Raw genomic sequence first — 26,301 nt, forward strand, 5'->3', positions numbered from 1 at the left:
CGCTACGGATCAGAGCAGCACGCAGGCAGGTCATGGCCCGTGAAAGCCAGCGTCCTGGTGTACATCAAATCAGCTAGGTTCCAATGGAATCCATACCGGGGAAGCGCATCATTCCGAAGCTGCGCTTCTAGGGGCGCCATGTTCCGATGCCATCCCAGCAAAAGCTGACGAAACCACAAGAAGCCCAATCGCCGTCGTCGTATCTGCCGATCTCCGCTTCCAGCAACTGCAGCATTCGGGCCATGGCTTTCTGGCCTCCGACTGCGTGCAGCTGCTCGCCGATCGACCTAATGGCTTGATGGCGGGGATAGTGGCGAGCGGCGGGATATCCAATGCTCTTCCCAGTCTCCCTGCATTCGTGTACGAGGTCCACGAGAATCTGCAAGTTTTGGCGCGGCCAGTCGTTTGCCGGGTCGCGTTGCCAGGTGGCGACATCAAATTCGCAGACAGTACAGATTCCGTTCACCACGGACTCTGAGCAGGGCATGCTGCACTCCGGACACGCTACGGGAACTACATGTGTCATGGGTCTCTCCACCGGAAATAGGTTTGAGCAATAAAAAAGGAGACCCCCTTGCGAGGGCCTCCTTTATTATTGCTGACACTTCGATTCTAATGAGACGGCGGTGATTGTCAAGACGTCGATAAGGCGCAGTTATCGAGGGTAGGGGGAGATACCTGCTTCCAGCCCCTAGCCGTCTTTCGATTGGAAAATTAGTTCTCCCCAAAGAGGTCATTCGTTACCGGCAGCAATGGAACCAAGTGACCTATCGCAATATTCGTCAAGAGCCCGAAGCAGACGGTCGCGGAATCAGTTCGAATCGGCCCAAAGCGGACCTCCAAGCGGTCAGCACAAGCGGGCCACAACTCATTGAGCACTGTCGCTAGTCTTCTGAATAGATAAAGCCGGCTTACAGCTCTCAGTGAGTCCTGCTGCGCCGGCCGCCGCTTGCTACCAGCGACACGCGCCAAGATGGTCAACCGTCATCGTCGGAAGCTAAAGTCGGAAAGCTGTGTTCCGCCAGCAGGACTGCGCCCCATCCGGCGAAGATTCACGCCGCAGCCGCGAGGGCCGTGAGCAAACCGGCATGGTGCGGGAAATCGCCCAACGCTGCCTGGATCAGCGTGGTGCGGTTGATCGCGCTGCCACCTCCGCCTTGACGCAGGGTGCGCAAGGCGGCAACCCAACTGGCGCGCCCGGTACTCTGCAATCGGAGGCGGGAGAGATCGCCACCGGCGCGCACCCAAATCTCCTGGTCGGTCGGTCCGATGGGGTAGAGCTCGGCCAGGATGCCTTCGAGCGGCTTTCCGTCATCGCCGTCCTGGGACGGCACAAGCGGCACAGCATGCTTCGCTACACCACCTCGATCCAGTGCGATCGGGAAATTGTCCTCAAGATCGCTGGCCTTGAAGATCGGGTGCTGGTCCGGTGTCGCCGCCCTGACCTTCTCGGCAACGTGATTGAAGACCTCGAAAACCCGAATCAACCCGTCGCCCCGGGTCGTGGCACCACCACGGAGCGCGGTCAGCAGGTGGTCCGTGAACAGGCTGTTGCGCGCCCCATGAAGGATCAGGGAGGTCTCGCTGTCCCTCGACGACGCGATCATGACGCGGCCGCGGCCCTGAGCCAAGCGCCCCAGGGATTTTTCGCCGTAACTGAGCAAGGGATTGTCCTCCGGACCCTCGCCCTTGAAGCTGCCGGCACCGCCAGCGTGACAGGCATCGAGCAGCACTATCAGGCGCTCGGCCCGGATCGCCTGTAGGGCAGCGCTGAACTCTCCTTCGATCAGGCAGGTGGATCGCAGATCGCTTTTCGACGCATCGACCGGCACCAGCGCACTCTGAGGGTCGCTGCCGCCGCCGAGACGTGCGCCATGTCCGGAGAAATAGATCAGCACAGTATCTCGCGGACCGCAGCGGGTGGCCAGCGCGCCGAGCGCGTCGCGCAGGTTCTGCAGCGTGGCATCGTCATCCAGAAGGACCGTGACCTTCTCCGGCTCGAAACCGCAATACTGCGGCGAGGTCAGGACCGACACGATGTCCCGTGCATCGTTGATCACCGCGTGTGGAAGCGGCTTCACGCTGGTGTAATTCGAGATCGCGACTACGAGGGCGTGCCCGCTGTCAAAGCAGGTCTTCATGGCGGATTCCCCATCTGATCTGGTGGTGGCATTTCGACCTCGGCCCACAAGCCAACCGCGCAGTCCCCATCACCACCGCAAAAACTCGCGCTCTGCGGCGAGCGTTCGCAGCTTCTCGTTGGCGGGATAGTCCTTGCGCATCTCGGCGAGCAGTTTACCGACCTGAAAGCCGCTGCCGCGCCGCATCTGCTCGATGACCTGTCGCCACCGTGACCGGCCGCTTCCGCCGTAGTGAAGGTCCTGCGCCTTACCCCGCGCGCGCTCCCATAACTCGTCGTGATCCGGGCCGCTGGGATACAGCTCCGCAGCGACCTCCTCCAACAGTTGCCACTTCTCCTCCGGAGATGGCCGTGACAGGTTGAGGGAGTATCGCTCCCATAGCGACAGCATCGAATGACAGTGCCGGACGCTGGGCTTGAGATCGGTACGGCCGCAGCGCAGGCGCAACACCAGCAAGTCCAGCGCCTTGCTCCAGCGTCTCGCCAGAATTAGCTGCCCGAGGAGTTCCGCATCGGGAGGCGGCAGTGATCGTGCGCCTTTGAGCAGCACCGTGAGCCAGCCCAGGAAGCGCAACTCGCCGAAGCCGTCGAGTGTCGCGATGATCTGCAGGCCAATGCCTGGCTGTGTTGGGATTAGCGCCGCCAAAGATGGATCGAGCTGGGCGCTATTCGAGATTGCGGTCTTGAACTCGGCCTCGGGCACGAAGGGAAGGTGGCCGAGCGCTGCCCGCTTCAGCCATCCAGTCGCAGTGGTGGCGAGTGCCTCGGCTCGGGCGCTCGCCTCGATCAATCGCCAGACCTCGGACCTGCGGGGGAAATCGCAGAGGTCTGCGACCGGTGATTTCGCCAATTCCGATATCAGCGCGGAATCGACGGTGCCGCCTCCAAGCAGCGAATCGAGCAGCGAAGCCCAAGCGGCGGCGGGGTGACTTGGACCTTGCCAGGCGTTGGGGTTCCTCTTCATCGCCTGGGCCCAGACATCCTGGATTACCGGATTGAGGAGATCCGCCTGCCGCAGCAGTGGTGGGTCGTCAGCCACTCGCACTGCCGCGAGTTGCCGTAGCCGAGCATCGCCGAACGCCATCGCGCAGCTCACGACCTCTAGGGGTGCAGCCTGCCCCAACGCCGCTTTCAGCCCGTCAAGGTCCGAAGCGACGGTATCCACCGCAAGCTGCATTCTCACCGCATCCTTCGGCGGGAAAGCCGCAGCCGCGACCGTCCCGTGGAGCCGGAGCCACTTCCGCTCGCCCGCCAGCCGCAGGATGACATCGGCGCGGCCGGCGTCGAGTCGTTTTGGACAGGCGCCGGAGAGCGTCTCCTCGACCCCTCGCGTCCTTGGGAAAAAACCCAGCACTATCTCGGCCACGGGCGGCGCACGATCCGACCATCGCCAGAACGCTGTGGCCAGCGCACTGCTTTGCGCCGACATCCCAGCCTTGAATCCCTGCGCCACTGTCTCGCGCCAGACCGGGACCGCCTTCTCTGTCGAGGAACTGCTCTCGATGATCTCGCACATGCCGGAGTCCGCGTGCTCCGCGAAGCGGTTCTGCGAAAGCCAGAGTGACAGCGCTGACCAGGCTGCTTCGATCGAGACAATGCCGGGGAGGTTGAAGTTGCGCAGAAGCAGCACGTCCTGGGGAGAGGCCTGCGGCAAGAGCCGCAGCAGTTCGGCCATCAGATCCGCCTTCGCGCCAGTGCCCGCGGCGGGGTTCGGCGAGAGCAGGCTTATCAGGCGCAACGCCGTGACGACCTGGGAGCATTCGCGTCGATCGCTGCTGGCGATCTTGTGCGCCTGGGCCAGCAAGGGCAGGTCGCTGAGCCGGTCGATCTCCGCGCCGATCTCCTGCGCAAAGGCGATTACGGCTGCGGCCTCCGCGGTATCGCCCGTTAGGATGCGTGAAGCCAGCGAGGCGGGCCAGGACGCTGCAGCCGCGGTCACGACCCTGAATCCCGACCACCGCGACGCCAGCGTCGCAGGCACGCAGACTAGGTTCGGCTTCGAGTGCTCCACCAGGTCGTTCGGGCTGAAACTCAGGCGACACGAGAACCGCCGGCGGAATGGCGGCCAGAGCCGCGCCCAGAGCGCGACGACGAGGGCGTCGAAGTTCTCGTTGCCGAGCCGCACTACCGGAAGCGGTCCCTTGCTCGTGAGGGCATCGGTGATGGCGACCAGATCGGCGGCGGCCGGAGGCATGGCGTCGGAGTGATCCAGCTCCAGCGTCTCGAGTACGGCCACGTGCTGCAGCGACTCGATCAGCAGACCCAGCAAGGGCCGAAGGTCCACGGTCTGAGCCAATTCCTCCAGCGGGGCGATCAGCGCGTGCGTTCTCACCATGCCGGCCCGCGATGCCTCGGGGTCCGCGAAAGTACGTGCGACGACGAAGTATTCACGGTGCGGGAAGGCACTCAGGAACGGGGACCACTCGACGCCCGCTGGCGCAGTATCCGGAAGATCCAGTCGCTCAGTCAGTTCGGCGGCGACCCCACTGGCACCACTGGTGAGTCTCAGTCCATGCCCGCGGCGGACTTCGCCATAAATCGCTTGCTCGATCTTCATCGTGGCGCCGTGTCCTCGCAGCCGGTCAGGCGAGATCGATCAGCAGGCGCTGGATCGGCAGGGTCAGGTCGGTCGAACGCTGTCCGTCCGGAAGCACCACGTATCCGAACTGCTCCGGGCCGCGCGCGGCGTACTCGGGATCCTGATCGCGCGGATGCAGCGGCCGCTCAAGGGCCGACAGTCCCAGCACCTCCGGGCTCGCCCAGGTGCTCTTGATGAAGTCCGTCAGCATCGGCAGCTGTTGCTGCAGTATTGACCCCGGCAGCTCCTCGGTTTTCAGCTCGTCCCAGCAGGTGAGCAGCACCGTCAGCCGCGGCCGTATCATTTGCTCGCTGACGGCCGGCGCTCCGATGTAGATCATCATCTGCAGCAGTTCGATCAGACGGGACTGGTCCGACAACGCAGCCGCGCGCTGCGCAGTGCCGCCGCCCCCCAGCTGTTGCAAAGGACGCGAAAAAATATCGTCACTAACGCGGGTATGCTGAAGGCGAATCAGCAGCAGCCAGGACTGTGCCGGCAATACCCGCTCCCTCCAGGCCACGGGAACGCGGCGGGAGGTGGAAATCGTCTTGATCTGCTCGCCGCCGTAGTCGGGCCAGATCAGCTGGGCCCTGCGCCCCTGGGCGTCGGTGATCGGCCAGACGCTATCGACATAGGTCGCTGTCGCCGTGTGATCCGCGGCCATGCCCTCGTCGAGGCGCTGCATGGCCGCCTGGAACGGCTCCAGATTGGTCGCCGCACCGTCCATCCGGAGTGCGCCTTCTGCCTGCAGCAGTCGCTTGAGTAGCTGGGCGCCGAAGTGCGTCTTGCCTGCGCCGGACTCCCCGATGAGCAGGATGGAGTTGTCGGAGTCGCTCACGCCGTTCTCGCTCCAAACAGGAAGAGTGGATCGGTACCAGCGGCCTTATGGTCGGGCATTAACGGCCGTAGCCGCTGGGCATCCAGCGTCCAGTCGAGTAGTTCCAGTAGGCCCTGGCCGGTGTCGGAGCCGCTCGACGCCTCCGCGACGATGCTGACGCGGAACTCCACGGCGTCGGGCATCAGGGAGAAAACGGCGGCGCGGATCGATTTCTCCATCTCCGGGCTCACCGGCTTGTCGGCCTTGGTCCAGACTAGGCCGACCGGCCTACCGCGACGCTCTGCCGAGACACGGCGCGCAAGCACCTGGAAAGCACCACGGGCTGTTCCCAAGGTCGGACCCGACAAGGCTTCACAGTCAGCTACCAGAAGAAGGACGTCGGCATATTCGGATACCCATCGGGCACCGCCACCCTCGGGGCCATCCCGATTGACTCCCCAGCTCTGGAACCACTCGCCGGGGGCGTCGGCGAAGAGATAGCTGCGCAACCGCGCTTCGGAATTGCGGAAGGCTAGGTGCAGCAGTCCTGGTATGCGGCCCGCCCGGCTGGTTGTGTGAGGCGGAAAGCCGGGCGGCTGCCCCGGGCTCCAGCGTAGGGAATTGGCCACCGCTTCCCACCCCGACAATGTGTACGAGCCCGCGAAGCGGCGCTTGTCACCAGGCACGAGGCCGCGCCCCAGCAGCAAGTACCAGGCCGCGAGTAGCGTGGTCTTTCCGGCGTTCTGCGGACCCGCGATGCCGACCACCACGGGCTTCGATCGGCCGGCCACGAAGCCGATGTCCACCAGACCCAAGGCGCTGCCTGACCAAGGCATGACCAGGTGGTCGCCGCCCGGTTCCGGATTGACGTTGGGAGCGGTCTCTCCCTTCCAGGCCGAACACTTCTGTGGATCGGGGTTGCCGAGTGCGCAGGTGCTGTCGGGGGCGAAACAGTCTTCGCGAGAGCAGGGGCTCATCAGGACTTCTTCGCACGCGACTTGGAAGCCGGAACCAGTGTCGTCGCCCTGGCGGCCTGCAGCTCCCGGAACAGCCAGGTTGCCCAGTTCGCGAGAGTCAGCGGCGTGTCTGCCCGCACCCCAACCCAGTCCCGGAACAGGTCCGAGTCGTCGATCGCGGCGACGGCGCCGCCATGGCCGATCAGACCCAGAATGGGCCCCCGGCCGGTGGGCGCTGCGATCAACGCTGCTGCAGCCTCTCTCAACGGTCCCAGCGCGTCCGTCATGCGAGCATCCCTTACGAGCTCGACCAGCGTCAGCTCATCGTCCCGATGGAATTCGGGCAGGCTTAGGACCGTTTCATGCAGGAAGGAGGCCACGCTGGCGGGCGAGAACACCGGAACCTGGCGATGGAGATCCAGCGCCATCAAGGCCACTGCATTCGCAGGCGTGAGGTCGCGATAGCTGGTGCGTGCACTGGGCGAGTACAGCGCTTCCTTCCACCACAGCAGGTTGGTCCGGCGCTGCAGGCCGGCGGTGGCGCCGCTGAAGGCGCTGAGCGTGGCATCGACATGAGTGGAAACTGCCTGTGCCAGCCCCAGCAGAGGCTGTGAAAAATCGATCGATTCGACAGCCGTCTTCTTCGAGGCGGTCTCGATGGCCTCGGCGACAGCGGCGGCCATTCGAGTACCAAACTCATACACCCAATGTTGCGGGTTGCTATGTGCCCACTGCGGATTGCCGTTGGTGGCCACGTTGCCTTGGGGACCTTGTGATTGCGGACCTGCCGCCGCTTCGAACTTTTTCGTCAATGCGGCCTTGTCCACGGTCGCTGCTGCGCCACCGACCTTGATGGCGGCCGGCTTCTCGTATTCCATCGCAGCAACGGTGATCGAGTCCGGCGTGGCCCACTCCGCTTCCGCCCTGGCATCAACCGCTCGCTCGATCTCGCCCACCGTGTCGATCCAGATGCCCCGTTCGTTCCCCGATTCGGTGTAAGGCAGCACGTTCCTCGCGGAGGCGACGAAGGCCACGCCGATGTGTTCGTTCTTGGCGGCCGCTTGGTAAAGGGCATCGAGCAGCATGGCGCGCACAACCGTGACCGGCGGGCCGGAAAAGGTGTTTGCGTAGGTGGTCCAGCGATGTTGCAGTGCCGCCAGGCCTTCCTGGACCGTGGGGTCCTTGGCGGGGGCCTCCGGATCGAAAGCAACCAGTGCGAATGCAGAAGCCTTGGAAGGAGCTTTCAACAAAGCGACCGACAAGTCCGACGCGGCCTCCTGGAGCTTGAGCAGCTTGGCATCGTCGCCCCCGACCGGAATCAGGCCCGCTTTCAAGAACTTGATCAAAACCTCTTCGCTCATATCCGATCCCTTTGTCCCCTAGTTTTGTGGGCCCCGAAATCTTGGGACTGTCACCCCAGCAGTTGGGCACCTCCTACTCTGCGAGTGTATATCTTCGGTGACAAGAGCGGCGCGCCAGAGAGGCCGCGCATGCTGCCGTCCACGCTTTTCGCCTTGCGATAGCGGACCTTGGGGCGACGATCATGGGTATCCCATTACCCGGTTCCCAACGACGAGCGTTTCGTTTTGAAAACCGATGTTCCAACATGCTGCCGGTCTGTTCAGCAATGGCGTTGCCGAAAATGCCTCAATCGTCCCGAACAGGTTGCTGTTGCTTTCTGTTCTCCACTCTCGGGATGTCCATGGTTGGTCTGAAGGAAAATCAACTCGAACTGCTATCAGCCATTTCCAGAGAGCGGGCGGCACCGGACGATATCCAGTGGCCCTACTTATGCCTTCTAGGGACGTAGAAAAAAATGGGGTCCAGCAGCTGGGAACTCGATTCGAAAACGTCGGTGGAAAGGCGAGCGCAGGGCCGTAAGGTTGCTTCTCTCCAGATGAGAAATGCAGCAAATAAATCCCCTCAGTTCCCGAAGGTATGAGTGACAGATCCAGCGATTCTTTGACCATGGCCAGCAGTTTTCCTCCCCCTGGCTCTTGGACCACATTCCCGCCATGCTTTTTTAGGCCTTTCATGAGCGCTAACTCTTCGTTCAATTTCTGTGGATTAGGATTATCGGATTCTCTTCAAAGAGGCCCCTCGTCCGTCTGCTGATCGCATGTCAACGGCGGTCTGCCGGAGGAAACTGAAACATCCGATATCCGCTTCGAGCCCTCGCATTCTGACCTGAACATCCGCTTTCTGCAGGCGGTCTTAAGCCGTTTAAGCCGTGTGCCCTGCCACGATGTTGTGCTCATTCCATATGTCAGGGTCTTGGTGGCCACAGCTCTAAGCCCGGCAACTAGCTTAGGAACTTTCAATGATCGGACCTGACGGGTGGATCATGTTTTTAGATAGCGGTTATTTAGATAAAATTTAATATTAATCAACGCATTGAATAGAAATTCTCATTCCCCGCTTAACGATTTTCCAATTCTACGGATTAGTACAAAACAGGCCAAAAAAGCCTGAATAAAAACGGGGATTGGGGAAACACATGGTTGCAATCGTGGGCGGCGAAGGTCTGGGTCTGTTCAACACCTCGCTGAACCAGCTGAACGGTTTTGGCGCCAACGGATCGGGTCGCCTGGGCAATGGGAATGACCGTGCCTACCTGAACGCCGCGACGGGTAACCTGATCCTGCAATCGCAGGACGATTATCTTGCGGCGCTGGGTTTGGACGCCGCGGCGATCCGGACCTACAACAGCCGGGGGCTGATGTCGGACGATAACGCCGACAACTGGCAGCTGTCCTTCTACCGCCGCCTGATCGACCTGCCCGCGGGTTCGGCGCAGACCCCGATCACCCGCGAAGGCGCGGATGGCCACCGTGCGAGCTTCACCTACAACAGCGGCAACTGGGTGGGCTTCGATGGCGTCACACGCGCCGGCTACTGGTCCAGCACCGACGGCAGCGGCAGCCACGACATCCTGTACAAGAAGAGCGCCACCGAGTGGGTGTATGAAGACACCACCAACGGCCTCATCGAAACCTACGACGCCAGCGGCCGGATTGTTTCCCAGAAGAACCGCGACGGGCAGGGCCTGACCTACGCCTATTCCGGCAGCAGCAACCTGATCACCCAGATCACCGATGCGGACGGCAAGATCACCTACCTGGAGTACACCGGCACCCAGCTCAAGCAGGTGAGCATGGCTGCCGCCGGCGGCAGCGTCTCTACCGCCGCGGTGCGGGTCCGCTACTTCTACGACACCGCCGGACGCCTGTCCCAGGTCAAGGTCGACCTGACCAACGTCAACAACCGTACCGAAGACGCCAGCACCTACATCACCAACTACGAGTACTTCGAGAACACCAAGCTGGTCAGCCGGGTTTCGCAGAGCGACGGCAGCGAACTGAAGATCGGCTACATCCTGGTCGGCAACGAATACCGGGTCGGCAGCCTGCAGCAGCTCTACGACAACAGCGGCACCCCGGCCTACCGGAGCACCTACGTCGACTACGACGTCGTCAACCGTCGCACCACGGTCACCGACCCGATGGGGCGGGTGACCAGCTATGTCTTCGACACCAAGAATCGCCTCGTCGAGATTGCGACGCCGCAGACCAGCAGCGGCGTGCGAGCCGCCACCAGCTACACCTACGATGCCCAGGACAACATCACCGAGGTGGTGACCACCACCGCGGCGGGCCAGTTCCTGCGCGTGCGCCACACCTATGACGCGCGCGGCAATCTCACCGAAACCCGCGACCAGGACGGCAACACCGCTCGCCGCAGCTACAACACCGCGGACCAGCTGCTGACTGAAACCGTCTACCTGACCCAGGCCGCGGACAACTTCGCCACGGGCGAACCGGCGGCGCCGCAGGTGACGCGATATGTCTACGACGCCGAACAGCACCTGCGCTTCGTCATCAGCGCCGAGGGCCGCGTCACCGAGAACCAGTACTTCGACAACGCCCACGCCCGCAACGGGCTGCTGAAGAGCACCCTCCGCTATGCCGGAAACGGCCCCGAGTGGCTGTACACGGCCGGCTCCTTCGACGAAAGCCTGCTGGCGACCTGGGTCACCAACCTGGGCATCCGCCGAAAGCAGGCCGAGCGCATCGACTATACCTACGATGCCGTCGGCCAGCTGAGCACCACCACGCGCTACCTGAGCCTGGATGACGCCGGCGTCGGTGTCGCCGCTGGCCAGCAGGTCACCACCTTCACCTACGACCGCGCCGGCCGGTTGCTGAGCACGATCCAGCAGAGCCCGCAGGGCACCGACCCCCTGGTCTCCAGCGGCACCGTCACCACCGTCTACACTTACGATGGCCTCGGCCGCGTCCTGACCACCACCGGATCGAGCACCCAGGACGCCACCGTCCGGCAGACCGTCAACGTCTATGACGATGCCCTGAACCGCATCGTCACCACCGTGGACAAGATCAGCTCCACGCATCTGCTGCAGACGACCAGCCTCTTCAACAAGGCCGGCGACCTGATCAGCGTGGCGCAGGTCAGCGGCAGCACGACCGGCATCCTCAACCCCAACACCGCGCTGGGGACGACGACGTACAGCTACGACGCTAACGGTCGGCAGATCATGTCGACCGATCCGCTGCTCGGGCGCACGCACTACGTCTACGACGAGCGCGGCCGCATGGTCGGCGTCGTCAACCCCGAAGGCGAACTGACCGAGACCGTCTACAACGAAGCCAACCAGGTCGTCCGCACGATCCGCTACAGCAGCCGCATCACCGCCAGCTCGCTGGTGGATGCCAACGGCAATCCCTATCGTCTCACCATGGCGCAGCTGCGCGGCACCCCTGCCGGCCAGCCGACGCTCAACGAGCGCCCGCGCATCGACCTCAACGGCGCCGGGTCCGGTGTCGACTACGCGCTAAACAGCGACGGCGCGAGCCCGGTCTCCATCGTCGACGCCACCGCGACCGCGACCGACAGTGCGAGCGCCACCTGGACGTCATTGACGATCAAGATCCTCAACCCGCGCCAGGGCACCGCCGAAGTCCTCAATGCCTCCAGCCTGCCCTCGGGTCTTGAGCAGATCTACGAGCCCAGCCAGAACCTGCTGACCATCCGCGGCACCGGCGGCCAGGCGCGGGCCGTGTCCCTTTTCCAGACCGCACTGCGGGCGCTGAAACTGCAGATCAACGCCACGCTCAAGATCAACGGCACCCGCCAGATCCAGATCGTCGCCGATGACGGCAGCGAAAAGAGCATCGTCGCCACGACCCGGGTCACCCTGATCAACCAGACGCCGATCCTGGATCTGAACAACGGCACCGGCGGCACCGGCAACACCGTATCGCTGAACGAGAACAACCAGGTCGACCTGGCGCTGAATCCAGTCATCACGGACAACGATGGCACCGATCTCTGGGGTGCCACCATCAGCATCCGCAACGTGCTGGAGCCGGGCCTGGAGGTGTTGCTGGTCGATACCAGCCTGGCCGAGAGCTACGGCATCACTGTCAGCTCCAACACCGCTGCCGGCACGATGACCTTCGCCGGACAAGCCTCGATCACGAGATACAAGGCGCTGCTCGCGACGCTGCAGTACCGCAACGAGTCCGATGCTCCATCGACACAGCAGCGCTTCGTCGACATCTCCGTCACCGACGGCTATGCCTCGGGTCCCACGGCGGTGGCCACCGTCACCGTCACGCCGATCGATGATGCGGTCATCGACCTGAACGGCAACACGGCCGGCACGGGCAACGCCGTGACCATGACCGAAAACCAGCTGCCGATCCCGCTGACGCTCAACCCGGTCATCACCGACCACGATGGTACCGACATCTACGGCGCCACCATCAGCATCCGCCAGGTGCTGGAGCAGGGGCTTGAGGTGTTACTGGTCGATACCAGCCTGGCCCAGACCCACGGCATCCAGGTCAGCTCCAACACCGTTGCTGGCACGATGACCTTCGCCGGACAAGCCTCGATCGCAAGCTACCAGGCGCTGTTCGAGACACTGAAGTACGGCAATTATTCCGAGAATCCCTCGGCCCAGCAGCGCTTTGTCGACATTGCCCTGCATGACGGTTACGTCTCGGGTCCCACGGCCGCGGTCAGCATCACTATCAATCCCGTCGACGACGCGCCGATCCTGGATTTCAACGACCAGGCGCTGGGGGTGGACCAGACCGTCCGCTTGGGCTACGGCACCAACGAGGTGATGCTCGGCGGCGCGGTCAGCATCGTCGAGCCCGATGGCGACCTGATCAGCGGCGCGGTGGCCCGCATCCCGGGCTTCGCGGTGCTGTCGGAGCGCATTGATCTGGATGGCATCACGCTTCCGCTCAGTGGCCCGCCGATCAGCGCCACCTACAGTAACGGTGTCATCACTTTTACCAGCACGGGTGCCGCCACCATCGCGGACTACCGGAATATCCTCAACAAGCTGAAGTACGTGCGCACACCTCTGGGCACGACCATGCTGACCAACCGGTCTGTCGAGGTGACGATCACCAGCGGATCCAAGACCGCCACTTCGGTCATCACGGTACTCCGCCGCGACCAGCCAGATCCCAATCTGCCGGGCAACGGCGATCCGCCGCCGGCCCCAGTCAGCTCCTCGACGCCGCCGGGCCCGCCGGTGGTCCTGCCGCCGCCGCGGACCCCGAGCAGTTCCTCGACGCCGCCCGGCGCCCCCGTGGTGCCGCCGTCCCCGCCGCAGGCCGAGGCTCTGGCCTTCCTGGGCTACCCGCCCACCGGCGCCTCGCCGGAGCAGCCGCAGGGCTCGGTCACGACGGGTGCCAGCATCAGCGCCACCACCAACCGTGTCACCGACTATCTCTATGACACCGGTGGCCGGTTGGTCTACACGGTCGTCAGCGATACAGCCGCGGACACGAACGACGTCGAGAGCACGCAGCGCAGCGTGACGGAAACAATCTACGACGGCGCCGGGCGCAAGACCGGCGAGGTGGCCTACGCCACCCGCATGCTCACCACCGTTACCCTGAGCTTCGATGCCGTCAAGACGGAACTGCAGAATTCCGCCTACACCGCCAACAAGCGCGAATCGCGCCTGTTCTACAGCGGCGAGGGGTTGCTGCGCGGCATGATCGACGGCGAGGGCTACCTCACCGAATACACCTACGACGCTGCCGGCAGACAGGTTTCAACAACCCGCTACAACACGCTGGCTGTCGCGGGTCAGACCCTGGCCACGGTGCGCCCGGCGTCGACCGCCCTAGACCTAGTGACGCGCAATCTCTACAACGCGCGCGGCGACCTGACCGGCACGATCGATGCCGAGGGCTACTTCACCCGGTACACCTACAACGTCGCCGGTAACCGGACCGAGGAGCGGCGCTTCGGCAAGGCCGTCACCTACACCAGCACCAAGACGGTCGATAACTACGCGACGGAAGCGACCCCGGCCGCTGGCCTGAAGGCCTGGATCAAGAGCTACTCCTACGACACCCTTGGCCGTGTCGTGCAGACGGACGAAAACACCCTGACCGGGTCGACGCAGACCCTGCTCAACAGCACCACCTACGAATACAACGCCAAGACCGGCTTCCTCGACCGCATGACCCGCGGTGCGGACCAGTCGACCACCTCGACCGACCGTCGCAGCACGACTTACGAATACGACGCGCTGGGCCGCGTGAAGCGGGAAGCGGGAGGCGAGGGCAGCGAGGTGCTTCGCACGGCGAGCGGATCGGCTCGCACCACCGCCTGGGGCGCCTACGGCGACCAGCACGACTACGACAACGCCGGCCGCCGCATCAAGACCACGGCGGCGGGCGGCAAGCTCTCGTACTTCTACTACGACAGCCAGGGTCGCCTGCGCTACACCGTGACCACCGGCAGCCTGGCGACCGAGGGTGAGGTCACCGAGATCCAGTACAACGCCTTCGGCGAAATCTCCGCCTCGGTGCAGTACAGCGCCCGCATCTCGATGACCGGCCTGACCGGCGGCAACAACCTCACCGAGGTCAGCAGCCGGCTGCCGGCTCAGGACAACGCCAAGCGCACCACTGGTTTTGAATACACCCTGCGCGGCCAGCTGCGCCAGACCACCGATGCGCTCAACGTCGTCAATCGGCAAATCTACAACGCCTTCGGGCAGGTCGAGCGCCAGATCAGCCAGGTACGGCTGCAGGCCGGCGCAAGCCTGGTTACGCGCAAGGATCTGCTGACCTATGATCGCAGGGGTTTGCAGAAGACCAGCACGGTCGATAGCGTCAGTGGCGGACTTCAGATCGGGGCGTCGCAGGACTACGACGCCTTCGGGCGGGTGATCCAGAAGACCGACGGCATGGGGCGCAACTGGAAGACCTCCTACGACAAGCTGGGCAGGTTGGTTACGACCACCGATCCGCTGAACCAGGGGACGGTCACCGCCTACGACGCCTTCAGCCAGGTGCTGACGCAGACGGACAAGCTCGGCAACATCACCAGCTACGCCTACAGCATGGCTGCCACCGGCAGCCGGACCGTGACGGTGACGACCCCGGAAGGCGTCGTCACCACCACCACCTACGATCGCTATGGCAGCAAGGTCCGGATCGAGCTTCCTAATGGTGCGGTGACCGAGGTCAGTGAGTGGACGTATGACCGCGATGGGCGCCTGAAGACCCAGGTTGTCGATGCGACGGGTCTCAACCTGATCAGCAGCAATGACTACAACAAGGCCGGCCAGCTGATCGGCATCGTCGATCGTTCAGGCATCCGGACCAGCTATAGCTATGACGCCGCCGGACGAACCCTGACCCGGACCGTGGATCCCTCCAGTTTCCCCTTGCCAAACGGAACCAACGGAACCAAGAGCGGTGCGCTGAATCTGGTCACCACCTACGCCCATGACGCCTTTGGGGCGGTGGTCAAGGTGACGGATGCAGACGGCGTGGCCACCGAAACCGTCTACGACGCTAAGGGCCAGGTAGCGGCGGTAATCGTAGATGCCACGGCGCGTGCTGTGCAGCCGACACCGCTGAAGATCGCTACGGTCTATGGCTACGACACCGCAGGCGGGATTCTGAGCCTAAAGGAAGGCGTACAAGCCAGCGATAGCAGTGGATCGTGGTCCTTCTCTTCTGCGGCACTGCGGACCATCGAATACATCTACGACAATGCAGGGCGTCGCATCCGGGAGGTGGTTGATCCGGGCAGCGGAAAGCTCAACATCACGACGACCTACGCTTATGACAAGAACGACAATCTTGTCAGGAAAGTGGATGCCAATCTTAATGCCTGGCGCTACCTGTTCGACAGCGCGAATCGGCTGGTCTACAGCGTTGATCCTCTGGGGGCGGTGACGGGCACGAGCTACGATGCTGAAGGCCGTGTGACCCGCACGGTGCAGTACTCCAAAGCCATTTCCCTGAACGGCCTCACCGACACGACCACCCCCGACGTGATCACCGGTCGCCTCATCCCGGACACGCAGGCGGATCGCAGCATCTGGCAGGTGCTGGATAGTGACGGAAGGGTCACATTTACCATCGATGCCCTCGGCAACGTCACGGGGTACATCTACGATGCGGCAGGGCGGATCGTCAATTCCGTGCGCTACGCCACCCAAGTGGTCACGGCATCGCTGCCAACGAACCCGCGTCCGGTGGATGTAATCGTTGCGCTCAACGGCGGGGGCTATGGCGAAGACTTCAGCGCCGGTTTGGCCCAGTACACGCTCGCGGCGGGAAGCAGCACCGGTATCCAGTTGGAGAACCGGCGCTTGGTCCTCACGGCTTCGGCCACAGCGGCCACCCTGCAGAGCACCCGAATCCACAGCATCGGGACCACGACCCCGCGAGTGTTCCGCAGCGAGTTTACCCCAGCCTCAATCTCCGGCAGCTTCAGCGTCGGCGCCGAGAGCAGCACTGGCGCGCAAAGATCCCATCTGGCTAACTTCGTCAACGGCCAGATCAAGTCGGTGCGCCAGACTGACAGCACCCTCAGCGAGACGGTGCTCGGCAGCTACATGGCGGGTGTGACCTATGTCATCGAAGTATCGGTGACTGCCACCGGCAGCGCCCTGATCGTCTATGAGAAGGGGCAGTCCCGTGCCAGCGGCCTTGTCCAGCAGGTGATCGCCACCTGGAGTAATGCGCGCAGCCGGATACAGCAGAATGCGGGAGGTAGCGGGATCGCTTACCTGGACAACCTCACGGAGACCCTCTCCGTGCCCGACAGCAATAGCGCGGACCGACGTGCCTATAGTGTGTACGATTCGGCTGGTAGAGAGCGCTTTGAGGTAGACAGTTCCGGCAGTGTCATCGAATCTCGATATGACGAAATGGATCGTCGTCTCGAAAGCATCCGTTACGTCGAAGAGCTAACCCCATCGAAGAAGATCGCCTTGTCAAGCACGGCGCCTTCAGCTAACGGAAGTGACCGACACGAATACAGCCTCTACGATGCCGCCGGACGCCTGGCCTACTCGGTCGGCGAACTTCGTGATCTGACACAGTACATCTATGACAAGACAGGTAATGTAACCAAGAAAACTCGCTTCTTCGCCTCGCTGACCGCAGGCACCCTCATGACAAAGGCGGGGGTGGACGCGGCGCTTTCCAGTCTGCCTGATGCTTCAAAGAACGCAGTCACGCGCTATATCTATGACGGTGCCGGTCGCGAAGTCTACGAGCTGCGCACGCTCAGCGAGACTTTACCCAGCTACAAGGTACTGGTACGCCGGACGAACTACAGTCTTCTGGGCGCCATCTCCTCCGCCACCTCGTACTCCACTCGCGATGCGACCCTTGCCGTCGACGCGCCGACAGCGGCAAACGTGGAAACCGCGCTTAGCTCACGACAGGATGCGGCGCGCGACGTAGTGGCTACTTACCTCTACGATGCGGCCGGGCGGCTGGCGTACCAGGTCGATGGCAAGCGCGGCGTTACAGCGATGCAATACGACGGTGCTGGCCGTGTGCTCTCAACTCGACAGATGGAAGCCGTTCTCGGCCAGAATGATGCGCTGGACATGGCCACTGTTCCTGGCCGGGTGAACGCGCTCAAGAACGACGGCCGCGACAGGGTTAACTATAACGTCTACGACCCTGCAGGCCGTTTGATCTATCAGATCGATCCGATGCGCAGCCTCACGGCTTACAGCACGGATATCTTCGGCAATATCACTCGGACTGTCCGTTACGCCAAAGCCTTGAGCGGTACCGGGCCGGTCGAGCGCGCCGCGCTGGATGCCCAAGTGTCCACCCTGGCCAGTAGTGACGACCGTAGCAGCTGGTGCGTCTACGACCTACACGGTCAAAAGCTTTACGACATCGATTCCTTGGGTTATGTCACTGGCTACGATAGGGATAGCTTTGACAATGTCATCGGGGCTCGACAGTACAGTGCGCCGATTGCTACAGCTGCACTGACGATTGCGCCGACCAAGGCTCAGCTCGAAGCGGCGCTACCATCGTCGGCACTGCTGTGGTCGCAGGACTTTGCCACCGGTGCCGCTGGCCTAACACTGACCCCCGCCTCGGGGTTCATGCAGGCCACCGGCGGCCGTTTGGCAATCACCAGCCCCGCCAATTCTGCCTCTGGCACCGCGGTTGGGCAGTTCAGCAGCTTCTCAGCAGGCTATCCCCTGAACTTCAAGACTGATCTCAATACTGGCAGCAGTATTGCGGGGCGCCGTGTTTCGGTCGGTCTGGAGAACAACCAGTCCAGCACGTCCTACCGCGCTGTCGCGGCCTACTTCCAGGATGGCCAGATCTACGCGAGCATCACTACTGGAAACCAAGTCCAGCAGGTTCTCTTGGGGACCATCAACACCCCCAATCGAGATTTGGTTGTCGAACTGGAGCTCACCACAACCGGTGCCACGGTTTACGTCTATGACAAGGGACAAGCCAGGGAGGCGGGGCTTCTCCATGCTGTCGCACTTCAATGGGTAGGCCAGGCTCGCGTGCGATTCGCCGCGCAGGGCAGCGGTTCCAGTTCCACCTCGACGCTCTATCTGGATAATGCGAACTTCGGGGTCGACATTGGCCGGCGTGGCAGGAGTTACTACGACCAGGAAGGCCGCAAGGTCTACGACATAGACGCACTCGGCTACGCCACCAAATATGCCTACGATAGCCTGGGACAAGTCGTAGAAACTACTCGTTACGATCTGGCTCTGGAGCCTTCCAGGCTCACGGCTACCCAGACTCCGGGCAGTATTGATGCCATGCTCCAAGCGGCCTCTGGACGCCGGACTCTATATGCTTACGACAATGCCGGCCAGTTACGCTACACATTGCGCGTCAGTTCCACCTCCTCCGGCGGATTGCAGTCGTTCATCACCGAGCAGAAATACGACGGCCTGGGATTGCTGGCGGAGACGATCACTTACGACAAGAGCATTCTGGTCGATGTGGTGAATGCCGATCGGATTGCGCAGTTGATCACGGCTGCCGCGAATCCCGAGGTGGACCGCAATAAGGTTGAAACCCGTGGCTACGACAGACTAGGTCGCCTTGTCACGTTGACCGACGCGGAGCGGAAGACCGAAAGATACACTTACGACGGACTCGACAATCTCAAGACCCTGGTAAACAAGCTGGCTACTGCCGGTAACGAGGCTGCCTATACCTGGACCTATGACTATGACGCCAATGGCCGGCGAATAGAGGAAATGGCTCCCCAGGAGGCATACGGCTACGACAACTCCGCGGCGCTTGGTCACAAGACCACAAAGACGGTATTCAACGCGTTCGGCGAGGTTTCCGCCATCGTTGACGGGGTCAAGGCCTCTGCCGGAAGTGGTTTCGTCGAAGTCCGTCGTACCAGCTACGCTTACGATCAGCGCGGTGCACAATTCCAGGTAACGCCGCCCTCGGGATCCATGTATGCGCCAGATCTGGACGACTATGTGGGGGATGCATCGCGTGCGATGACAGCGTCCACGCGCACTTGGACAAACGCCTACGGACAGGCAATCGCCAATTGCAATCTCGAAGGAAAATTCAGCTACAAAATTTACGACAGTAACGGCCGTCTTCTTCGCGAGATCGATGAGGAACGCTACGTTACCAGCTACACGTATGACGGATATGGCAACGTGCTGAGCCTCACGCGCTTTGCTGACCGGATTTCAGCCACGAACCTGGATAGCTATGAATCCCAGGTTCGCTCGAGCATGGTGAATTCCGACGCGCGCCTATTGCTTCTGGCGACCTACGATCTGGTTGTCGCTGCGTCCGGGTCGGTTTCGGCTACCGGATCTCGCACCATCATCACCCGTTACGATGACTTGGATCGCAAGACTTCGGTGCAGCAGCCAGAGGTCGATTACTACGTTGCTCAAACGGGCGCGCGAGGACGCGGTCGGCCCACAACGGAGTTCTCCTACGATGCTTTTGGCCAACAACTACGCGAGCGCACTCTTCGCGGCGCGGACGGTGATTGGCTCACCACACACTTTGCGTATGACAGTCTAGGACGACAGGTGCGCAAGCTGGACTCGATGGGTTTTGTCACTGCATCGCAGTACGACGCCTTCGATCGTTTGACTGAAGTGAAGGAGTACGCGAACGCTGCGAGTGCAACCGTCGTTATGCCGCAAGACGCTGCTGGCGTGGCGTTGCCCGCCGCCAGTCTTGCCACCGTGAATGGCAATGGTGTGGTGACCGCTTTGCCGTCGCAGGGCGCCGATCGTACGGTGAAGATTTACTACGATCTGATGGATCGAGAAATCAGCCGGGTTCGGGTTGGCGCGGTTGCTGACGAGATCCAGTTCTCAACACCGAGACGTGTTGTCCGTGATGTGATCGAATCCTGGCGTCAGTATGACGCCCTGGGAAATGTTACCGCTGTCGCCGATGCACTGGGTAACATCACGCGCACGACCTATGACAGATTGGGGCGTGCGACCAAGGTGGTCGAACCCTCTCGTTCGAGCGAAGGATCGCCAGATCTGGTCAGCATCGGCACTTGGGAGATGGGATGGTCGACTCTTTTCCGGGATCCCGAATCTACCTATGACCTGGCCATCAACTACACCCCACTTTTGAGCTGGGGTACTGGCGACGTCAGGGTTACCCTCGACTGTACGACGACGGGCGCTTTTTTTGGTGGGCACAAAGTTCTCTCCAGAACTCTTTCAGCCGCGGCTGGAATGGCAGGTGTTACTTTCAATCTGCCGCTTTTCACCAGCGGAGTAGCGGTGCACAGTGTCAAAGTGGAAAAATTTGTGGGCGGCGCTTGGGTGACAATCGGAAACTCCGCGGCCAGTCAGACTGCTCCCTACCTGGATATTGGCGGAGTGCCGGCGAGTGTCACGAGCCTGTCCATGGCATACAGCAATGCCAGCGCCAGCGGTACGATCGTGTTCTCGAAGCTGGGGGATCACTTCATTGCCCAGATGATCGCTGGATCTCCCCCCAGTGGAGAGTTCAACTATGTCCTGACTGCCCGGAATTCATCCAACCAGTTGGTCAGTTTGACCGCAGTGGGCGGCAATGCCGACGGAACGCTGTCGGGCGAGATCATCGTGGAGAATATGGCGGGGTCGAACGCTCCTTCGCAGGTCTTCACTAGCGGCGTGGAGACCTCGGTAACGCCCGTGACTACCTATGCCTACGACATTCTAGGCTATGAGATTGCCTCGCGACGGCATGTCAAGGGCGGAACCGTGTCGGGCAATACGGTGACGCCGATCCTGGACGCCGCAGACCAGATCACTCGGAAGACCTACAATCGCGGCTTGGTAACGAAGGTCGCCGATGCCACGGGGGCGGAGGAGAACTTCCAGTACGACGCGATGGGACGGCTGGTGAAGCGTTACCGCGAGCAGGGTTTGGTTAGCGATATCACCGTGGACGGGATGGTGCTCTTCCAGCAGCAGGAGAATGCCGATGTCTATTCATATGATGCCTTAGGCAGACAGATTGGCACCGCGCATATCTTCCGGAAGTGGCACGAAACCCTCGGGGAATTGATTGATCCGCTGCGCACAAAAACCGAATACAACGCTTTCGGCGAGATCACCGCGCAGTATGCTGATGATGACCTCACAGGGTTCGCATTCACCGACTATGACGCCGCTGGAAGAGCCTGGCAATCCAATGCCGAAGAGGGTGTCACCAAGGTAAGTGAGTACGACCTCGCTGGTCGGATCAGTTCGGTGAGTGCGCTGCCAGGCGTGGTAGATGCCAACGAGCTGAGCGGGTACCGGTCAAGGCGACTCTCCAGTCTCACTGACCTCTCGGGGGTTACGGGCGCGCAACTTACGCAGACCTGGCGCGATGCACTGGGCAGGGTGACTCGAACGGTCTCGCCCGAATTCGAGATCAACTCCGCACCTGGTGCGGCGAAGCAACGCCCTGTTGTGGCGCAAACGCTGGATCGCTGGGGTAACGTCCTGAATGTCAGTGATCCGCGGAATGGCGCCTGGGTCACTTACTATCGTTACGGTTACAGCAACCAGATCATCGAAGAAGCCCTGCCCGCCGCAGCAACGTACGCCGCGGACGGAACGCTGTTGTCTTCATCCGTCGCTGTCAGTCGTGTCTACCACGATGCTCTGGGCCGCCAGATTGCGGTCACGGATGCCAATGGCTTTTCCAGCCTCAAGATTTACGATGCTGGAGGCCATTTGATCAAAGAGGTGGATGCGTTGGGATTTGTCCTGACCCACATCTACGATGCGCTCGGGCGTGAAACGGTGACCAGGGATCCCAGCGGTGCCGAAACCGTTCGTGTCTACGACAAGATGGACCGCTTGAAGCGCCAGGAAACACTGGGCCTGCGCGTTCAGCAATACAGCACCTATCAATATGACGCGTTGGGTAACCGGGTTGCATCGACCAACGCGCTGGGGGAGACCACCCGCTATCGGTACGACACGCTCGGTAGACTCCTGAAGGAGTACACGCCGCTCTCGATGGTGCTAAACGATGCAACCCTCAGCACTACTTACGAGTACGACAGCCAGGGAAGGATCATCCGAGAGCAGAAGGGAGACCAACCGGCCCTTGAGCGGAGTTATGACTACTTTGGCCGTCTCATCAGCCATCAGGATCTCGGAGGCGTACTGCATCAGTACCAGTATGATGCCTTTGGTCGCCTGGTCCGGCAGTTCAACAACGCGTGGCTTGAGCCCGTACAAGATGTCCGCTACGAGTACTACGCCAACGGTTTGCGAAAGAAAGTCACTGATATTTCTACGGGCTTCACCGAAACACTGGAATATGATCTGCGCGGAAATCGTACCAGCGAAATCAGGAGTCAGACTGCACCTGCTGGCGAGCCAGCTTACGCTGAAGACCTAGTTACTCAGTACGATGAGCGTGGGCGAATCTCCCGCGTCTTCAATAACTGGTTTGACCAGAAGACAGGGTATGACGCTGTCGGAAACCGAGTGCTGACACAGACCACTTACACGTCGGCTGAACCGAGTTTCCTCTACGATGGTCAGCCGCCGCCTCCCGAAACCAAGACTTACTGGTATAAGTACGACGCCCTCAATCGCATCGTGGTTGCTCAGGGAGAACGTCAGAACACGGCGGCTTCTGGGCAGCCTGCGAACTGGATCATTCGTGCAACTATCGTGCAAGGAAGCGAGCTGGGCTACGATGCGGCCGGCAACCGTGCGTACCAGCGCAGCTACGACGATGATAAGAGTGTCTGGCGAAACACGCGCAATGTCTATGACCAGGTGCGCCAGTTGTTGGCAGCCTACGTCTACTATGACGCCTATCCACTGAGTGGGGATGGTGACCTTGGTGGATTGGTGAGCAGTCGCGACTACGACGGTGCTGGCCGCGTGGTGGAATACGTGGAAGCCGATCGAAATGGCGGGCGCCTGCGCTCGCGAACGCTTTCGGTCTACAACGACAACGGATGGTTGCTGCAGCAGCGCGAGGTGGGCGAGGGTGTAGACGACTACACTGCGGCGTATGCCGACGGTGCTATGACATTTACCACCGGTTTGGCCGACCGCCATACCCTCGGCTGGTACGACAAGGCTGGCAACGTCGTTCACTACGACGTAGATGGTCCAGGTGATGTCCCGCTGCGTAAGTACACCTATGACTACGCATCTTTCGACAGCAAGAAGGTCAAGGAAATCGTCGTCCGTGATTCGGGCGGCAGCGTAAAGGGTCGAACTACCGTCGACTTCGATGCAAATGACAATACGGGGTCTCTGAACGACAGCTACAACGCCAGACCACAGAGATACTTCGTTGTCGATCCGCAAGGTCGTATTCTGCGGCGGTTGGATAAGCCAAAAAGCGGCTCGTGGGCTGCCACAGTCGTAGGGGCTGTCAATGGAAACTATATCCAACGCTACCTGTTCAGTAGCGGGGTGCTCATGGCGAGCGCCGGAACTATCGCGGATGATTTGTTCGACTATAACTACCAACCAATCTCAGATCAGTTCCCGGCCAGTAGCCCCAGTGTTTACAGGGTAAACGAGGGCGACACACTGCAGGGCATTTCGCAGTCCGTTTATGGTGATGCCAGCCTCTGGTACCTGATTGCCGACGCCAATGGCCTGGGTGGCGACGCCGATCTGGTTCACGGCATGACGCTGAGTATTCCCAACCGCGTCAGCAATCTTCACAACAACCAGGACACCTTCCAGCCCTACAACGCAGGCGATGCTGTCGGTAACCTCACGCCGACACAGAAGCCGCCTAAGGATTGCAACACTCTCGTCACCATCCTTGTGGTGGCCGTTACCGTCGTCGCGGCGGTCTACACCGCGGGCGCCATGGGTACCGTGCTGCAATTGGGTAGCACCAGCATCGGCACTGTCGGCGGCTTGGGCAGCAGCATCATGATGGGAGGAGCAGGCCTTACTGGCGGCGTGCTGGGCACTACAGGCAGTATCTTAGTCTCAGCCGCGGTGGGTGGTGCGGTGGGCTCCGCTATGGGCCAGCTCACGGCCATGGCCTTGGGAGCGCAGGAGGACTTCTCCCTGAAGCAAGTGGGCCTTGCCGGCCTGACCGCGGGTCTGGGTGCAGGGATTGGGCGGATGTTGAACTGGGCGGGCGGGTACGGTCCCCTGGACTTCTTGAAGAATGCGGATGGCGTTGGGCGGGGCATGGTGCAGGGCGCCATGAACTCCATTGCTGGGCAAGCTACTGCTCGCAGCATGGGCATGCTGGACCACTTTAGCTGGAACCAGGTTGCCGCCGCAGCCGTAATGGGCGGTATGGGCAAGACTGGACCCTATAAGAAAACCAGCGGCGCGGTGAACGACTGGCTAAGCAAGGAGATGGGTTCGGGCACAGTCTCTGAACTTGCCGCCCAAACATTGAACAACATTGCGATCGACACCACCGGGCGGGTGATTGAGATTGCCTTGGAGGGCGGCGGCAAGGTAGGGATGGAGCAGATCGCAGCAGACGGATTTGGCAATGCGCTGGGGAATTCCATCGTTAGCAGCATGAAGCCCCGCTCGGGTGCGATACCCGCCGAGGTGCAGGCGCTCGGAAAGGAAGGGGCCGAGACGTACCAGCGGGCGGTTGCCAATGGCATGGACGAGTACACGGCGACGATGGTGGCTCAAGAGGCGGCGGGCTTGCCCTCTCTGGCCGCAGGCGGTAGTGCTGCTCCCGGAGGCGAGGGGATGACGTCTGGAGCAGCTCTTCAGCGGATGCGGGACGCGCGGCGCGAAGCTTTCCTGGCGGGTACGGACTCTCCACGGAGTGACGACGTTTGGGAAGATGGCTATGCCTATGCGCCCGATGCTCGCCCGGAGAGCCCAGCCCTTATTGCAACCGTGGAGGGCGATACGACCTGGATTCCCAGCAGGGACAACCCCGCTTACTACGACCAAGACTTTGTGGCTCCCAGCGCAGCTGCACTAGCCACCTACGGCATAGGTATTGGGGTGGCGCAAGCGGAGTGGAATGCCATCACGGGCGCTGTGTCAACTGTAAGGACACTGGGCGGGGCAGGGCTTGATGCTGTGGCGCGTCAGTTCGGGAACGATACGTTTGCACCGCACACGGAAGCTTTGGGTGCGGGTGTCGGCGGCTTTGTTGAATTCTTGGGTAATGATCCGTTAGGCCAGATCGGTCGAGGAGTTAGCGGCTATATCGGCGCGATGAAAGACGCGCACCAAGCGGGCGACACTTTCGAAGCTTTCCGACTGGGCGGCCGTGGATTGGGTGAGGTTGCGATGCTCGCTGCCGGAGGCTTTGGCCCAGCCTCACGCACTGGATCGGCGGGGACCCTGGCCGCGGAAAGCGGAGGTGTGGGAATTCTGAAACAGACAAGCGGAATCGGGGGAGAGCTGACGATTGCCGCAAATGCGGCCACGGGCAACCCTGCTGCCATTTCCCGAGGATTTGGCGCGCTCAGTTCGCGTCAATCCGGGGTTCTGGAACAGTTGCAAGAGTTTGGGTCTAGCGCCATTGTTCATAAGTCATTTGGGCAACAGGATTTGGCTGCACTAACCGCAGCTACTGGAGACGAGTTCGCCATGTTTTCGACCGGCGGCCGAAGACTAATTTTCCGGGGGGATGCGACATCGGTTCCAATCACTCCTGATATGGGCTCGCAATTGGCAAGCCAAGGGTGGCGCTGGTCTGCGCATACACATCCGGGATATGAATTTGGGGTGCTGCGTTCCTCACTTGGTGATCAAGCAGTGCTTGGTGCGATGGGGGGACGGCAAAGCGCCATTTTCAATTCAATGGGTCAACGAGGTATGTTCACACCGTATGGCGATAGCTTGAATGGATGGAAACCATGGCAGTGAAGAGTAAGTTGCTGAGCTTGGATGAAATGGAGCCAATCGCAAGGGATGCCACGCGTCGGGAGTTAAGCAAGTATCCATCCCCATCGAAAGACGAGCAGGCCAGTTGGACCTTGGGAAAATTTGAAGTTGAGAACGAAGGTGTATTCGAGATTTATGTGCCATCCGAGC

General features: G+C 61.4%; 6 protein-coding genes. 1 reads left to right on the top strand and 5 read right to left on the bottom strand.

Annotated elements, in window-relative coordinates; all coding sequences use genetic code 11:
* Nucleotides 1–1,052 precede the first annotated feature (1,052 nt).
* From QT386_RS08435 to QT386_RS08455, 5 genes are all read right to left on the bottom strand, one after another.
* Nucleotides 1,053–2,141, bottom strand: a complete 1,089-nt coding sequence (locus QT386_RS08435; protein ID WP_289273311.1) for a caspase family protein — start codon at nucleotides 2,139–2,141, stop codon at nucleotides 1,053–1,055.
* A gap of 69 nt (nucleotides 2,142–2,210) precedes the next feature.
* Nucleotides 2,211–4,697 carry an effector-associated domain EAD1-containing protein gene (locus QT386_RS08440; protein WP_289273312.1) on the bottom strand — a complete coding sequence of 829 codons (2,487 nt, stop codon included), beginning with the start codon at nucleotides 4,695–4,697 and terminating at the stop codon, nucleotides 2,211–2,213.
* Between the two features lie 25 nt (nucleotides 4,698–4,722).
* Nucleotides 4,723–5,556, bottom strand: coding sequence for a hypothetical protein (locus QT386_RS08445; protein WP_289273313.1), 834 nt, complete (start codon nucleotides 5,554–5,556; stop codon nucleotides 4,723–4,725).
* Nucleotides 5,553–6,512 (bottom strand): hypothetical protein, encoded by a 960-nt coding sequence (locus tag QT386_RS08450; protein WP_289273314.1) that lies wholly within the window; start codon nucleotides 6,510–6,512, stop codon nucleotides 5,553–5,555. The genes QT386_RS08445 and QT386_RS08450 overlap by 4 nt, the downstream gene beginning before the upstream one ends.
* A complete protein-coding gene (locus tag QT386_RS08455) occupies nucleotides 6,512–7,852 on the bottom strand; it encodes a GTPase-associated system all-helical protein GASH (protein WP_289273315.1) in 1,341 nt (446 codons plus the stop codon). Before QT386_RS08455 ends, QT386_RS08450 begins: the two co-directional genes overlap by 1 nt.
* A gap of 1,136 nt (nucleotides 7,853–8,988) precedes the next feature.
* Between QT386_RS08455 and QT386_RS08460 the strand changes: the two genes are divergently transcribed.
* On the top strand, nucleotides 8,989–26,133 hold the full coding sequence (locus tag QT386_RS08460) for a LysM peptidoglycan-binding domain-containing protein (RefSeq protein WP_289273316.1): 17,145 nt from the start codon (nucleotides 8,989–8,991) through the stop codon (nucleotides 26,131–26,133).
* Nucleotides 26,134–26,301: the final 168 nt, after the last annotated feature.

Source organism: Solimonas sp. SE-A11 (genome assembly GCF_030345715.1).
Taxonomy (GTDB): domain Bacteria; phylum Pseudomonadota; class Gammaproteobacteria; order Nevskiales; family Nevskiaceae; genus Solimonas_A.